A 14,769-nucleotide genomic window follows, 5' to 3' on the forward strand; every position below is an offset into this window, starting at 1 on the left:
GGGATTGCCCAAACCGTGTTTCACGGCCTGTGCCCGTACCCTACATAATCTTCTTATCTGTGACAGGTAGTCCGCTGCTTCACCATCTTGAATCCCTTTTCCAGCATTACGGCTATGGCGTAATCGGCGTCATTGTCATGCTCGAGAGCATGGGCATCCCCCTCCCGGCGGAAACACTGGTCATCTCCGCAGCCCTTTACTGCGCCACCACCCACAGGCTGGACATAAGATGGGTGGCGACGGCTGCCATCATAGGCGCGATCATGGGCGACAACTGCGGCTACCTGATTGGCAAATGGCTGGGCTACCCGCTGCTCGAGCGCAAGGGCGCGCGGATCGGGCTGACTGCGCGGCGGCTGCAACTGGGGCGCTTCCTGTTCCACCGGCATGGAGGCATCATCGTGTTCGTGGGGCGCTTTATCGCCATCCTGCGGGTGTTTGTTGCCCTGCTGGCGGGCGCCAACCATATGTCATGGCCCAAATTCCTGCTGTTCAATGCCATGGGGGGCATATTATGGGCGGGGGGCTATGCCTACGCGGCCTATTACCTGGGCAACCGCATCACGCGGTTGTCCGGCCCGGTGGGCATGACGGTCGCCATCTGTGGCGGGATCGTGCTGGTGTGTGCCATCATCTTCCTGCGCCGCAACGAAGCACGGCTGACGGCCGAGGCGGAAGCCACTGCCGAGAAAGAAATGAACCAACCCGGAGAACAGGCTGAACCATGAGCAGACACTGGACCATAAAACAGGCCCCCCGCATGGACGGGCGCCTGGCCCTGGTCACGGGTGCGACCGGTGGCCTGGGCTACCAGACCGCCCTTGGCCTGGCACGGCGCGGCGCGCGGGTCATGCTGGCGGGCCGCAACCCCGACAAGGGGCTGGCGGCACTCACGCGCCTGCAACAGGACGCACCGGGAGCCAGCGCCTCCTTCCGCCTGCTTGATGTCGCCTCGCTTGAATCCATCGCAACCTTTGCCCGCGACCTCGCCGCCGAGACCGATACGCTCGATGTGCTGGTCAACAATGCGGGCGTGATGGGCACGCCCCACCGGCTGGAAACGCGCGACGGGTTCGAACTGCAGTTCGGCACCAATTTCCTTGGCCCCTTCGCGCTCACCGCGCGGCTGCGGCCACTGCTGTGCGCGCCCCGCCATGGCGGCCGCGTGGTGACGGTGGCGAGCCTTGCGGCGCTGACCGGCCAGATCGTGTTTGACGACCTGCAGGCCCGCCGCCGCTACGCGCCGTTCCGCGCCTACCGCCAGAGCAAGCTGGCCGATCTCATTCTGGCGCTGGAGCTTGACCGGCAGGCCCGCACGCATGGCTGGAACCTGCATTCCATCGCAGCCCATCCCGGCTGGTCCATGACCGATATCGCCACCAGCCGCCTCAATACCGAACAGGGCCTGCATGAACGCATGACCCGCTTTGGCGCGGTATGGGCGTTCCGGCTCATGGGGCAGTCCGCTGCCGATGGGGCGCTGCCCATCGAATTCGCCGCCATGGCGCCCGAGGCGCGTGATGGCGGTTACTACGGCCCCGGTGGCTGGGGCGAGCGCCGGGGGCCAGTGACCGAGGCCTTCGTGCCGCCCGCCGCCCGCGACCTGACCATTGCCAGGCGGCTGTGGCAGGCGGCCGAACGGCTGACCGGCACGTCGCTGTCGTGATCAGCGGCGGGTGAAGGTCCAGTACAGCGGCTGGCGACCTGCCCTGATTGCCTTGGCCTCGTACCGGGTGGGGGCCCAGCCCTCGGGCCGCACGGTGGCGGGAGGTGCGGTATCAAACAGGTCCTGCGCGCCCATCACTTCCTCCACCCAGGCCTGATAGGTCGGGTCATCGCTGGCCACGCGCCATAGGGCGCCAGGGCGCAGCACGCGGGCGACCAGCTTCACTGTCTCGGGGTGGACAAAGCGACGCTTGGCATGGCGCGACTTGGGCCACGGATCGGGGAACATGAGGAACATGCGGTCGATCGACTGGTCAGGCAGGCCACGCAGCAGGATGCGCGCATCCTCATCCCATATTCGCAGCATGTCGGGGACGGGGGCGGTGTCCTCGCCGCCATCGGGCACGACGCGCGAAAGCAGGGAACACAGGCCGTTCTCGAACACCTCGCAGGCAATATAGCCTATGTCGGGGTGAGCGGCATGCTGGGCCAGCGAATGCTCGCCCCCGCCAAAACCCACCTCAAGCCAGATCTGCGCGGGCTTATGGCCAAAGCCCGTGGCCGGATCAGCAATGGCAGCCTCGGGAAAACGCATGCGCGGCAGCGTCTGGTCGAGCAGACGCTGCTGGCGGGGGCGCAGCGTATGGCCGCGCGGGCGTCCGTACAGTCGGTCTGGCGATGGCTTTACATCCACGGAGGCCGTCATCTATCCGAAAATCCTGCTCCTGCTGCCGTAATGCACGGCATGATTGAAAAACGCATCGGGGGCCGCCACGACCCGCTTTTGCAAGCAGCCATGGCAAGCCCCCTTGATACAGAAGTTTCTGGTGCAGCCTTTTTGAAAAAAAGCCGCACCCAAAAACTTTTATTGTCTTTTAGCGGTTGAACGCGCCACGCAGGGCATCGACCAGATCGGTCTGCTCCCAGGTGAAGTCGTCCTTCGCTGCATCCGGCGTGCGGCCGAAATGGCCGTAGGCGGAGGTCTGGGTGTAGATGGGGCGGTTGAGGCGCAGGTGCTTGCGGATGCCGCGCGGGCTGAGGTCCATGACCTCGCGCAGGACGCGGCCCAGCTTTGCCTCATCAATGTCCTTGCCCGTGCCATCAAGGTCCACATAGACCGAAAGTGGGTGCGAGACGCCAATGGCGTAGGAGATCTGCAGCGTGCAGCGATCGGCAAGGCCTGCGGCCACGACGTTCTTGGCCAGGTAGCGGCAGGCATAGGCTGCCGAACGGTCCACCTTCGTGGGGTCCTTGCCCGAGAACGCGCCGCCGCCATGCGGGGCCGCACCGCCATAGGTGTCGACAATGATCTTGCGCCCGGTCAGGCCGCAATCGCCATCGGGGCCGCCGATCACGAACACGCCGGTGGGGTTGACGTAGAATTCATCTTCCGGCGGCATCCAGCCCTCGGGCAGCACATCGCGCACGATGCTGCCGAGTTCCTCGCGGATGGTGGCTTGGCTGGCGCCTTCCACGTGCTGGGTCGAGATCACGACCGAGGTGGCGCCCACGGGCTTACCATCGACATAGCGCAGCGTGACCTGGCTCTTGGCATCGGGCTGCAGGGCTGCGGCGCGCGGGTCGCCCGCCTTGCGCAGGTCGCGCACGCGGTGAAGGATGTCATGCGCGTAGAACAGCGGCGCGGGCATGAGGCTTTCGGTCTCGCGCGTGGCGAAGCCGAACATGATGCCCTGGTCGCCTGCGCCTTCATCCTTCTCGCCCGCGCTGTCAACGCCCACGGCGATATCGGCGGACTGGGCATGCAGGTAGTATTCCACCTCGGCATTGCGCCATGAGAAACCGGCCTGGTCGTAGCCGATGTCCTTCACCGCATCGCGCGCGCCCTGAATCAGCAGGTCAGGGGTTACGGAAGACGGACCACGCACTTCACCGGCAAGGATGATGCGGTTGGTGGTGACCATCGTTTCACACGCAACGCGGGATTCACCGTCTGCTGTCAGGAATGCATCGAGAACGGTATCACTGATCCGGTCAGCGACCTTGTCGGGATGCCCTTCGGATACTGATTCCGATGTAAACAGAAAATCGCCTTTATTGCGCATGATGGTCCTGTCTGCCTCGTATGGAGTAGAATAACGCCTGCGAAACCGGGCGTACGATCGCATGCGTTTGGCCGAAACCCGCCCAAGCGTCAAGCCATTTCCCTGAATACCACCCTCCCGGATGGCCTGCGGCACGCGGATGGTCGAAGCACTGTCATGAAAAAGGTTTTGGTGAAGCTTTTTTCAAAAAGCTTCAAATGACGCCGCCCTTTTGAAAAAAGGCGGCAACCGAAAACTTTTATCTTTTATTATCAATAATCTGACATCAATCGCGCGGCAGGCCCAGCACATCTTCCATGTCATAAAGCCCCACCTCATGCCCGCGCAGCCAGTACGCGGCGCGGACCGCGCCCGTGGCGTACACCCTGCGGTCAAAGGAACGATGGGTCAGGCTGATCTGTTCATGGCTGGAGGTAAAAATGACCGAATGCTCGCCCACGATCTGCCCGCCGCGCAGGGCCGCGAAACCGATCGCGCCATCGGCACGCGGGCCGGTATGGCCATCGCGCCCGCTTTCAATATGGTCCTCAAGCCTGATTCCCCGCCCCTGCGCCACCGCGCGGCCCATGGCCAGCGCGGTGCCCGAGGGGGCATCCACTTTCTGCCGATGATGCATTTCAAGGATCTCGGCATCATACTCGCTGCCGGGCAGGACGGCACCCATCTGGCGGGCAAGGCGGGTGACCAGCGTCACCCCGGGCGAGAAATTGGCCGCCTGCACCACGGCAATGCGGGTCGCGGCCTGATCGACCGCCTGCTGGTCGGCCACTGACAGGCCGGTCGTGCCCAGCACCCAGGCCGTGCCTGCCGTTGCCAGGGCCTGGGCATGGCCCACCACCGTGCTGGCATGGGTGAAGTCGATCACCACATCACATTCCCGCGCCAGATCAGCAATATTGCCATGCACGGGGCAGTCGATCCCCTCGACAGGGCAGCCATCGCGCGTCGTGCCACCAGCCAGCACGGCCCCCGCCGCTGGCACTTCCTGCGCCAGAAGGCGACCGACACGGCCATTAAGGCCCGTAATCCCGATCCGCAGGGGCTGCGCGTTCATGCTGTCTTCTCCACCAGTACCCAGATATGCAAATGGCGGCGCGACCGGGGGATCGCGCCGCCTGAACTCTATCCATGGTGCAGGTTGGGGGGGATTCACCATGAATAGTGGATCGACCCTACACCTGACCCATAAGCAATTTCAACCACCTGCAGGCCATGGTCGCCATGGCGTGAGGACAGGCTTATGGCTTGCCTTCAAAAAAGTCCTTCACCTTGCTGAAGAAGCCGGTGCTTTCGGGGCTGCCCTTGGCGTGGCCTACGGCATCGGCCTCGAATTCTTCCAGCAGTTCACGCTGGCGCTTGCTCAGGTGGCGCGGGGTCTCGACCACGACCTGGATATACATGTCGCCCCTTGCGGAAGACCGCAGCACCGAGAAGCCCTTGCCACGCAGGCGGAAGTGCTCGCCCGTCTGGGTGCCTGCCGGGATCTTGACCTTGGCGCGCGAGCCATCAACCACCGGCACCTCGATCTCGGTGCCAAGGGCGGCCTGCCCCATACGCACCGGCACGCGGCAATAGATATTGGCGCCATCACGCTGGAAAATGCCGTGCGCCTCCACCGACACATTCACATACAGGTCGCCTGCAGGCACGCCCTTGCCGCCGGCCTCGCCCTCACCACTGACACGGATGCGCATGCCATCCTCGACGCCTGCGGGGATCGCCACCTCAATGGTGCGGTTCTTTTCCATCGTACCCGCGCCATGGCATTTCTTGCACGGGTTGCGGATCAGGCGACCGGTGCCGTGGCAGGTCGGGCAGGGAACCAGCATGGAGAAAAAGCCCTGCTGCGCGCGCACCTTGCCCGCGCCGTGGCATGAGGGGCAGATTTCGGGCGCCTGGTCCTTGTCGGCGGAGCCGGAACCATCACAGCTTTTGCAGATGACGCGGGTGGGAATGGTGATTTCCTTTTTCACCCCCACAAAGGCCTCGGTAAAGGTGATGCTGACCTGCACCTGGATATCGGCACCCGAGCGGCGGCCACCACGCCTGCCGCCCATTGCGTTGAACATTTGCTCGAAGATGTCGCCAAACCCGTCGCCACCGAAATCGAAGCCACCCGCTCCCGCGCCACCGCCCTCGAACGCGGCATGGCCAAAGCGGTCATAGGCGGCGCGCTTCTGGTCATCCTTCAGCACGTTGTAGGCTTCATTGATTTTCTTGAAGGTGTCTTCCGCTTCCGCATCACCCGGATTGCGGTCGGGATGGTATTTCATGGCCAGCTTGCGATATGCCCGCTTGATCTCGTCGCCGTTGGCATCGCGCGCAACCTCAAGGGTTGCGTAATAATCTATATTGGTGGCCATGTCGGTCCTCTAGCAAACGCGGCCGCCCGGCTTGTCGCGGCACGATCCTCGCGTTCCATCTGTCGTTGTTGGGCAGCATATGAAAAGCGCCCGTCTTCAAAGAAGCACGGGCGCCACCTTGGTGGAAGGGGGCGCGGACCCTCAGGCCCGCGCCCCGCTTTCCGGAGCCTGTATGACGCCTTGCGGCAATCAGGACTTCTTGGAGTCGTCCACGTCCTCGAAGTCGGCGTCGACAACCTTTTCGTCCTTCGGCGCGGCCTCACCAGCGGCCCCTGCGGCACCCGCGGCCTGACCTGCCTTGTGGATGGCTTCACCAATCTTCATGCCAACCTGCGTCAGGTGATCGGTCGCGGCCTTGAGCGCCTCGGCGTCCGTGCCTTCAAGTGCCTTGCGCACGGCGGCGATCGCGGCTTCGGCCTCGGTCTTTTCAGCAGCCGGGATCTTGTCGCCACCTTCAGCCAGCGACTTCTCGACCTGATGGGTCATGCCTTCGGCCTGGTTGCGGGCCTCGACCTGCTCCTTCTTGGCCTTGTCGGACTCGGCATTGGCTTCGGCATCCTTCACCATCTTTTCGATGTCGGACTCGGACAGACCGCCAGAAGCCTGGATCTTGATCTGCTGTTCCTTGCCGGTCGCCTTGTCCTTGGCCGAGACGGACACGATGCCGTTGGCGTCGATGTCGAACGTCACCTCGATCTGCGGCACGCCACGCGGTGCGGGTGCGATGCCGGTCAGGTCGAAGTTGCCCAGCAGCTTGTTGTCAGCCGCCATTTCACGCTCGCCCTGATAGACCTTGATGTTCACGGCGTCCTGATTGTCCGCCGCGGTCGAGAAGGTCTGGCTCTTCTTGGCCGGGATGACCGTGTTGCGGTCGATCAGGCGGGTAAACACGCCGCCAAGCGTCTCGATACCCAGCGAGAGCGGGGTTACGTCGAGCAGCAGCACGTCCTTCACGTCACCCTGCAGCACCGCACCCTGCACGGCGGCGCCAATGGCGACCACTTCGTCGGGGTTCACGTTGCGGGCGGGGTCCTTGCCGAAGAACTCCTTCACCGTCTCGATCACCTTGGGCATGCGGGTCATGCCGCCCACGAGGATGACTTCATCGATCTGGCCCGCCGAGAGGGACACATCCTTCATCGCCTCGCGGCAGGGCTCGAGCGTGCGCTGGATCAGGTCATCGACCAGGCTTTCCAGCTTCGCACGGGTCAGCTTGACCTGGATGTGCTTGGGGCCCGACGCGTCAGCGGTGATGAACGGCAGGTTGATCTCGGTCTCCTTGGCGGAGGAGAGCTCGATCTTGGCCTTTTCCGCCGCTTCCTTCAGGCGCTGGAGGGCCATCTCGTCCTTACGCAGGTCGATGCCCTGCTCGCGCTTGAACTCGTCGGCCAAGAAGCCGATGATGCGGGCATCGAAGTCTTCACCGCCAAGGAAGGTATCACCCTTGGAGGACTTCACCTCGACCACATCCTCGGAGATCTCGAGGATGGACACGTCAAACGTGCCGCCACCAAGGTCATAGACCGCGACAGTGCCCTGCTTCTTCTTCTCCAGGCCATAGGCCAGGGCAGCAGCGGTCGGCTCGTTGATGATGCGCAGCACTTCAAGGCCCGCGATGCGGCCTGCATCCTTCGTGGCCTGACGCTGGGAGTCGTTGAAGTAGGCCGGAACGGTGATGACGGCCTGCTTGACCGGCTCGCCCAGATAGGACTCGGCGGTTTCCTTCATCTTGCCCAGGATAAAGGCGGCGATCTGCGAGGGTGCGTATTTCTTGCCCTGTGCCTCGACCCATGCATCACCGTTGTCGCCCTTGACGATCGCGTAGGGAACAAGGGTCTTGTCCTTCTCCACGGTCGGGTCGTCATAACGGCGGCCGATCAGGCGCTTGACGGCGTACAGCGTGTTGGCCGGGTTGGTGACGGCCTGGCGCTTGGCGGCCTGGCCTACGAGCATCTCGCCGCTGGCGGTAAAGGCGACCATCGACGGGGTCGTGCGTGCGCCTTCGCTGTTCTCGATAACCCGCGTCTCGTCGCCTTCACGCACGGCAACGCAGGAATTGGTCGTACCAAGGTCGATACCGATAACCTTGCTCATGTAATCTTCTCCTTTTCAGCGGCCTGTCCGGACCCGAAGCATCGGGACAGACCCTTCTTTTTTCAGTATTCCGGCGCGTGGCATGGACTGTCTTTTTTCACATCCACCCGCACGCCGTTATCATTATCCGATGTAGGCAGCCCGTGCGTCGCTTTCAAGAGGATCCAGCCATGCACGGGCGGGATTTCACCCTTCCTGCGCCGGCCCCTTTGACACGACCACCATGGCCGGCTTGAGCAGCCGCCCGTGCAGGGTCCATGACGGGGTCCAGGCATCCAGCACGGTATCCTCGGGGTGTTCGTCGCTGTGCTGCTGGCTCATGGCCTGATGCAGGTTGGCGTCAAAGGGCTTGCCCTTCGCGTCTTCCGCCTTGATGCCGTTGCGCTCGAGAATGCCCATGAACGAACGCTCGGTGCCCTCGATCCCTTCACGCATGCTGGTGATCAGCCTGTCCTCGCCCTCGACGGGCTTGGGCAGGCTGGCGAGCGCGCGCTTGAGGTTCTCGGCAGCCTCGACCACGTCCTTGGCGAATTTCTGCACGGCATACTGCCGGGCTTCTTCCACTTCGCGCTTTGTGCGAACGCGGAGGTTCTGCATATCGGCTTCCGCGCGCATCCACTTGTCGCGCAGGGAAGCGACTTCGGCTTCAAGCTCGGCTATGCGCGGGTCGGCCGTGGCTTCCGCCTCGGGCGCTGCCGCTTCATGAGCCTGCGCTTCATCTTGGGCCTGCGCTTCATGCGCATCGGAGGGCGTGCCGTCGCCGTGAGGGGCGTCGGCAAAGGGGTTGGGGTCTGTGTTCTCGCTCATGCTCTTACAAGTAGGTAACGACTGACCGATGGACAAGGCACTGCGCTCCCGGCAGGCATGCCGATTTTGCGCAACGTCCCTGCCGTGAACGGAGCAGCCGGAATGACGTTATCATTCCAGTGGATCCCGGCACCCGCATCCCCTCATGACATGCGGGCGGTTATGACGCTATGCTGCGCGCGCCTGCCAGGCAAGGTGCTGGCGGTCATGCCCGGATCGGCGAAGGAGCAAAAAGAGAGCCCCCATGGAGCCAACGAAACAGACGATCGTGCTGGTTGATGATGACAGGAACATCCTGACCTCCGTGCAGATGACACTGGAGGCGGAAGGCTTCATCGTCCGCACCTATACCGATGGGGAGAGCGCGCTGCATGGTCTGTCATCGCGCCCGGCCGACCTGGCGGTACTTGATATCAAGATGCCGCGCATGGACGGGATGGAACTGCTCCAGCGCCTGCGCGCGCGCTCGCAGCTGCCGGTGATCTTCCTGTCTTCCAAGGATGAGGAGGTGGACCAGCTCATGGGCCTGCGCCTGGGGGCGGATGACTACATCACCAAGCCGTTCTCGCAGCGCCTGCTGCTCGAGCGCATCCGCGCGCTGCTGCGCCGCAACGAGGTCAGCCGCAGCGAGGCGGCGGGCATCAGCCCCACCGGCACCATGGTGCGCGGCGGCCTGTCGCTGGATGAAACCCGCCACCAGTGCCTGTGGCACGGGCGCGACATCCAGCTTACGGTCACCGAGTTCCTGCTCGTCAAGGCGCTTGCCGCGCGCCCCGGCCTGGTCAAGTCACGCGACCAGCTGATCGATGCGGCCTATGGCGAGAACATCTATGTGGATGACCGCACCATCGACAGCCACATCAAGCGCGTGCGCAAGAAGTTCCGGCAGGTGGATGACGAGTTCAACCAGATCGAGACGCTGTACGGCATCGGCTACCGCTACAAGGAGGAATGACCACGCCGGTGTCCCGTCTCCTCCTGTCTTCCCTGCCGCTTCCCCGCCCGCTGCGCCGCCTGCTGCCCCGGCGGTGGAGCGGGGAGCGGCAGAACGCGGTCGCGGAATTCATGGAATACCGCACCCGGCTGGTCTCGCCGCTCATGCGGCGCATCCTTCTGGTCAATACGCTGCCGCTTGGCCTGCTGGCGCTGACGCTGCTCTACCTGACCCAGTTCCAGAACAGCCTGCTCGAGGCCGAGGTCTCGGCCCTGCGCGAGCAGGCGCGCATCTATGCCGGCGCGCTGGGGCAGAGTGCCGTGATCGTGTCGCGCCGCGACGTGACCCTGGCGCCTGACCTCGCGGGCCCGCTGCTGCTGCGCCTGACCGAGCCCAGCCCGAGCGCCCATGCCCGCCTGTTTGCCCCCGATGGCCAGGTCGTGGCCGACAGCCGCGTGGAACAGGCAGGCTTCGGCATCAAGGCCACGCCTTTGCCACCGGCGGAGGAAGATGAGCATGCAAGCCCGCCCCACGGCACATCGATCAATATGGGCGAGCGGCTGTATAACTGGCTTCTGGCGCAGTTGCCCACCCTCTCGGGCGAGCGGATCATGACTCTGGACACGCCGGATTCAGACCCGTCGATCCAGCCCGTGACCCAGCCCGATGGCACGCGGGTGATGGAGATCCCGCCCTATATCCGCCGCAACGCCGACCACCAGCTCATGGTGACCGTGGCCGAGCCGGTCATGCATGCGGGGCAGACCACGGTGGGCATCATCCAGCTTACGCGCGAGGCAAGGGATGTCGATCGCTCGCTGTTTGCGGTGCGCTCCTCCATCCTGTCGCTGTTCCTCATGGCGCTGGCGCTGACCATCCTGCTCTCGTGGTATCTGTCGCTCACCATTGCGCGCCCGCTGCTGCGGCTGGCCGCCTCGGCCCATACCATGCGCGAATCCTCAGACCGCACCGACATGGTGCCCGAGCGCCTGCTGGCCCGGCGCGACGAGATTGGCGAGGTCGCCCGCGCATTGCAGGACAGTGCGAGCGCGCTGTGGGCCCGCATGGACGCCATCGAGCGCTTTGCCGCCGATGTCAGCCACGAGATCAAGAACCCGCTCTCTTCCATCCGCTCGGCCATTGAAAGCCTGCTGCGCATTGATGACCCCGAGCGCCAGCGCCGCCTGATGTCCATCATCAATGACGACGTGCGCAGGCTCGACCGGCTGATTACCGATATTTCCGATGCCAGCCGCGTGGATGCCGAACTCTCGCGCACCCGCGCCGAGCCGGTGGCCATCGTGCCGCTGCTGTCCGTGCTGGCCGAAATCCATCAGGCCACGCGCCAGCCGGGCCAGCCCTTCATGGCGGTGGCCAGCAGCGGCGACAGCCCGGAGCGCAGGCTGGTGGTGCTGGCGGTGGAGGACCGGCTGGTGCAGGTGCTGCGCAACCTGATCGGCAACGCCATCTCGTTCTCGCCGCCTGATGGCAAGATCCTGCTCAGCGCGGTGCCCGCGGGCGGCATGGTGGAGATTGCGGTCAGCGATGAAGGGCCCGGCATTCCGCAGGCCAAGCTCGACAACATTTTCGACCGCTTTTATTCCGAGCGGCCGAGCAGCGAGAATTTTGGCCAGCATTCCGGCCTGGGCCTGTCCATCAGCAAGCAGATCATCGAGGCCCTGCGCGGCACCATCAGCGCCGAAAACCGCGTCGATGCCGATGGCCACGTGCAGGGTGCGCGCTTCGTGATCTGCCTGCCACGCGTGGACGTGAAGGGCGAGGTCAGCCGACCTCATCCGTAGCGCGCGCGTAACGCCGGTAGCGAAAGGGCGGCGGCTCGGCAGGCAGGGTGTCGAGCACGGCCTTGACCCGCTCATGGTCGGGTGCGCGCGAACACACCGGGTCGGTCGCGGCGGCATTGCCCGCCAGCGCCAGGGCCTGGCAGCGGCAGCCGCCCCAGTCCTTCTCACGCTGGTCGCAGCTCCGGCAGGGCTGGGGCATCCAGTCCGTGCCGCGGAACATGGTAAAAAGCGGGGCCTCACGCCAGATATGGTCCAGCGTGTCATGCCTTACGTCAGGGAAGGCGACGTTGGGGATGGTCTCCGCCGCATGGCACGGCAGCACCCGGCCCGAGGGCGAGATGTTGATGAACCGCCGCCCCCAGCCGCCCATGCACGGCTTGGGCCGATCGGCATAGTAATCGGGGGTGACGTAATCGATGGTCAGGCGGCCTTCGTATTTTTTCCGCGCGGCTTCCACCGCCTCGGTGGTCTGCTCAAGCTGGGCGGCGGTAGGCATGAGGGCCTCGCGGTTGGCCAGCCCCCAGCCATAATACTGCGTATGGGCGATCTCGACCCGGCGCGCGCCCATCTGCAGCGCCGCTTCAAGCATCTGCGGCACGCGATCTGCATTTTCGCGGTAGATGACGAAGTTCAGCGTCAGCGGCATGCCGTCGGCTGCAACCAGCCGCGCCGCCTCGATCTTGCGGGCCTGCGCGCCCTTCATGCCGCCGACAAGCTCGGCATTCGCCGTATCAATATCCTGAAACGAAAGCTGGACGTGATCGAGTCCCGCCGCCACCAGCGCGGGAAAGGTCTTCTCGTTGAGCAGCACGCCGGAGGTGATGAGGTTGGTGTACAGCCCCAACCCCACGGCATGGCGGATGAGTTCGGGCAGGTCGGGGCGGCTCATCGGCTCGCCGCCGGAGAAATGCACCTGCAGCACCCCCATCTCGGCAGCCTGGTCGAGCACGCTGATCCACTCGGCGGTGGAAAGCTCGTTTTTACGCGGCTCCAGCGCCAGCGGGTTGGAACAGTACGGGCACTGCAACGGGCAGCGATGCGTGAGTTCCGCCAGCAGGCTCATGGGCGAGAGAATGGTTTCGGTCATGCCACCAGCACCTGTCGGGTCATGAGGTCACTGACCATGACATGGACATCGCGCCCGATCACATCAACCGGGGCGGCAAAGCGGCTGGCCAGATCGGCAATGATCTGGCCCAGCGTGCGCGTGCCATCGACCAGTCTGAGCACTTCTGCTGCGATGGGGTCGGGAATGAAGGCCCGCTCCGGCGCCTGGATGATCCAGCGCTCGCGCACGCGGTCATGCTGCAGCCGCACCCCGCGCGCGAAGCGGATGACCGTCTCGTCGGTAAGGGCTGCGCTCATGCCGCATCCGGGCGGAACGCACCAGGGGGGATGCGGCCGGGATTGACGTAGGCATATTCCAGCTCATCCAGCATGGCCCACAGCACGCCGCACTTGAACTTGAGCGCGCCGAGCACGGCCTGCTGCTGCTCGGGCGTGCGGGCATGTTCCTTCACGTAACCCAGCGCGAAATCGGAATCACGCGGGGCCTGTGTCAGGCGCGGCTGGAAGTAGGCGAGTGTTTCAGGCGTGATGAAGTCATAATGGCGCAGCATGCCCGCCACGCGCTCGCTGATGATGGTGGGCGAGAACAGCTCGGTCAGCGAGGAGGCGATGGCCTCGAGGATGGAGCGGTCGCGCACGAAGGCCACATACGCATCCACCGCAAAGCGGGTGGCGGGCAGCAGCCCTTCGAGCGACTCCACATAGGCGCGGTCCAGCCCCAGCCCGTCGGTCAGCTTGAGCCAGCGCGCGACACCACCGGTGCCCGGTGCGTCGCCATCATGGTCAACCAGCCGCCGGCGCCATTCGCGCCGCAGCTCCGCCGTGGGCAGGCGGGCGAGCAGCGTTGCGTCCTTGGCGGGAATGCTGGCCTGGTAATAATAGCGGTTCAGCGCCCAGGCCTGCACCTGCGCACGGTTGAGCCTGCCATCATGCAACGCACGGTGGAAGGGGTGCAGGTTGTGGTAGCGTTCCGCCCCGATGGCGCGGAGTGCGGCTTCAAGTTCATCGGGGGAAAGCAGGGGTGCGCTCATGCCGTAATCCTCATCCCGTCATGGGAGATTTCCCACCCTGCGGCCTCGACGGCGGCGCGCTCGGGCGTATCCGCCAGCAGCACAGGGTTGGAATTGTTGATGTGTATGAAAATCCTGCGCTTGATGCCCAGGTCACGCAGGGCGGCGATGGTGCCGTCCATCCCGTCCATGGACATGTGGCCCATGCGACGGCCGGTCTTCTCGCCCAGGCCCGCGCGCACCATCTCGTCATCCACCCACAGCGTGCCGTCAAAGAACACGGCATCCGCCCCGCGCAGGCGCACGCGCAGGTTATCGGTCATGCGCGCGCAGCCGGGCACGAAGCACACGCGGTGGCTGCCATCGGAAATTTCGAGGCCGATCGTCTCGCCATTTTCACAGATGGCCGCAGGGTCAGGGCCGGACTCGGCATAAAGCGGCACCTTGCCGGGCACGGCGAAGGGCACGATGGTCAGGCCCGCGGGCGCGCCATCGGTCAGCTTCAGCGCCACGGGCTGGTCCAGTCCCATCGGTTCACGGGTCACGACCGCGCGGTTCAGGGCCTCAAAAATGGGGTTTGCATCCAGCATGGACAGCACTTCGGGCGTAGCCAGAAGGGTAAAGGGCTGTCGCTCGCGCAGGGTGAGCAGGCCGGTGATGGTATCCACCTCGCCGCCTGTCAGGATCACGCCGGCGATGGGCGTTGAGCGCAGGCCCTCGCTGGGGTGGAGGGCAGGGGTTTGGTTGATCTGGGTGCGCAGGTCAGGTGATGCGTTGACCACGAACCAGTTCTTTCCATCTCCGCTGATGGCGATGGAAGCCTGTGTGCGGGGCAGGGCTGCCGGATCGCCGGCCCTGGCCCGCCTGCAACCGGGAGCGTTGGAGTTCCATTGGGGAAATCCGCCGCCCGCCGCCGCGCCGAGAACGATAATGTCGATCATGGACGCAGAGTGTAAAAGAAAA

The 14,769-nt window shown here is 64.5% G+C and carries 15 protein-coding genes; 5 read left to right on the forward strand and 10 right to left on the reverse strand.

Annotation, left to right across the window (positions count from 1 at the left end):
* Positions 1-59 precede the first annotated feature (59 nt).
* A complete protein-coding gene (locus OQZ28_RS01715) occupies positions 60-728 on the forward strand; it encodes a DedA family protein (protein WP_242621732.1) in 669 nt (222 codons plus the stop codon).
* Positions 725-1,666 carry an SDR family oxidoreductase gene (locus OQZ28_RS01720; protein WP_458134966.1) on the forward strand — a complete coding sequence of 314 codons (942 nt, stop codon included), beginning with the start codon at positions 725-727 and terminating at the stop codon, positions 1,664-1,666. The genes OQZ28_RS01715 and OQZ28_RS01720 overlap by 4 nt, the downstream gene beginning before the upstream one ends.
* On the opposite strand, the gene trmB is transcribed toward OQZ28_RS01720, so the two are convergent.
* On the reverse strand, positions 1,667-2,371 hold the full coding sequence (gene trmB, locus OQZ28_RS01725) for a tRNA (guanine(46)-N(7))-methyltransferase TrmB (protein ID WP_458134967.1): 705 nt from the start codon (positions 2,369-2,371) through the stop codon (positions 1,667-1,669).
* A gap of 39 nt (positions 2,372-2,410) precedes the next feature.
* Between trmB and OQZ28_RS01730 the strand changes: the two genes are divergently transcribed.
* Positions 2,411-2,551: a hypothetical protein gene (locus OQZ28_RS01730; protein WP_165399108.1), complete on the forward strand. Its 141-nt coding sequence runs from the start codon at positions 2,411-2,413 to the stop codon at positions 2,549-2,551.
* Here the strand turns inward: OQZ28_RS01730 and metK are convergent.
* From metK to OQZ28_RS01755, 5 genes are all read right to left on the reverse strand, one after another.
* Positions 2,541-3,728 (reverse strand): methionine adenosyltransferase, encoded by a 1,188-nt coding sequence (gene metK / locus OQZ28_RS01735; RefSeq protein ID WP_130730815.1) that lies wholly within the window; start codon positions 3,726-3,728, stop codon positions 2,541-2,543. The genes OQZ28_RS01730 and metK overlap by 11 nt on opposite strands.
* A 265-nt stretch (positions 3,729-3,993) precedes the next feature.
* Positions 3,994-4,782 (reverse strand): 4-hydroxy-tetrahydrodipicolinate reductase, encoded by a 789-nt coding sequence (dapB, locus tag OQZ28_RS01740; RefSeq protein WP_458134968.1) that lies wholly within the window; start codon positions 4,780-4,782, stop codon positions 3,994-3,996.
* A 184-nt stretch (positions 4,783-4,966) separates the two neighbouring features.
* Positions 4,967-6,091, reverse strand: coding sequence for a molecular chaperone DnaJ (gene dnaJ, locus OQZ28_RS01745; RefSeq protein WP_458134969.1), 1,125 nt, complete (start codon positions 6,089-6,091; stop codon positions 4,967-4,969).
* Positions 6,092-6,280: 189 nt separating this feature from the next.
* Complete coding sequence (gene dnaK, locus OQZ28_RS01750; protein ID WP_458134970.1) at positions 6,281-8,185, reverse strand: molecular chaperone DnaK; 1,905 nt, start codon at positions 8,183-8,185, stop codon at positions 6,281-6,283.
* 186 nt (positions 8,186-8,371) lie between these two features.
* The gene (locus tag OQZ28_RS01755) at positions 8,372-8,992 is read right to left on the reverse strand and encodes a nucleotide exchange factor GrpE (RefSeq protein WP_458134971.1); all 621 of its coding nucleotides are present in this window, start codon (positions 8,990-8,992) and stop codon (positions 8,372-8,374) included.
* A gap of 244 nt (positions 8,993-9,236) precedes the next feature.
* On the opposite strand from OQZ28_RS01755, the gene OQZ28_RS01760 reads away from it, so the two are divergent.
* Positions 9,237-9,947 (forward strand): response regulator transcription factor, encoded by a 711-nt coding sequence (locus OQZ28_RS01760; RefSeq protein ID WP_061275238.1) that lies wholly within the window; start codon positions 9,237-9,239, stop codon positions 9,945-9,947.
* 110 nt (positions 9,948-10,057) lie between these two features.
* Positions 10,058-11,728, forward strand: a complete 1,671-nt coding sequence (locus OQZ28_RS01765; RefSeq protein WP_242621741.1) for a stimulus-sensing domain-containing protein — start codon at positions 10,058-10,060, stop codon at positions 11,726-11,728.
* Here OQZ28_RS01765 and pqqE read toward each other — a convergent pair.
* Genes pqqE through pqqB form a run of 4 tightly spaced genes read right to left on the reverse strand, consistent with a single transcriptional unit; the run spans position 11,709 to position 14,747 of the window.
* Positions 11,709-12,815: a pyrroloquinoline quinone biosynthesis protein PqqE gene (pqqE, locus tag OQZ28_RS01770; protein ID WP_130730821.1), complete on the reverse strand. Its 1,107-nt coding sequence runs from the start codon at positions 12,813-12,815 to the stop codon at positions 11,709-11,711. The two genes, OQZ28_RS01765 and pqqE, sit on opposite strands and share 20 nt — an antisense overlap.
* On the reverse strand, positions 12,812-13,093 hold the full coding sequence (gene pqqD, locus OQZ28_RS01775; protein WP_130730822.1) for a pyrroloquinoline quinone biosynthesis peptide chaperone PqqD: 282 nt from the start codon (positions 13,091-13,093) through the stop codon (positions 12,812-12,814). The genes pqqE and pqqD overlap by 4 nt, the downstream gene beginning before the upstream one ends.
* Positions 13,090-13,827: a pyrroloquinoline-quinone synthase PqqC gene (gene pqqC, locus OQZ28_RS01780; RefSeq protein ID WP_130730823.1), complete on the reverse strand. Its 738-nt coding sequence runs from the start codon at positions 13,825-13,827 to the stop codon at positions 13,090-13,092. The genes pqqD and pqqC overlap by 4 nt, the downstream gene beginning before the upstream one ends.
* The gene (gene pqqB, locus OQZ28_RS01785) at positions 13,824-14,747 is read right to left on the reverse strand and encodes a pyrroloquinoline quinone biosynthesis protein PqqB (protein WP_130730824.1); all 924 of its coding nucleotides are present in this window, start codon (positions 14,745-14,747) and stop codon (positions 13,824-13,826) included. Before pqqB ends, pqqC begins: the two co-directional genes overlap by 4 nt.
* Positions 14,748-14,769: the final 22 nt, after the last annotated feature.

It is taken from the genome of Komagataeibacter sp. NFXK3 (genome assembly GCF_054182245.1).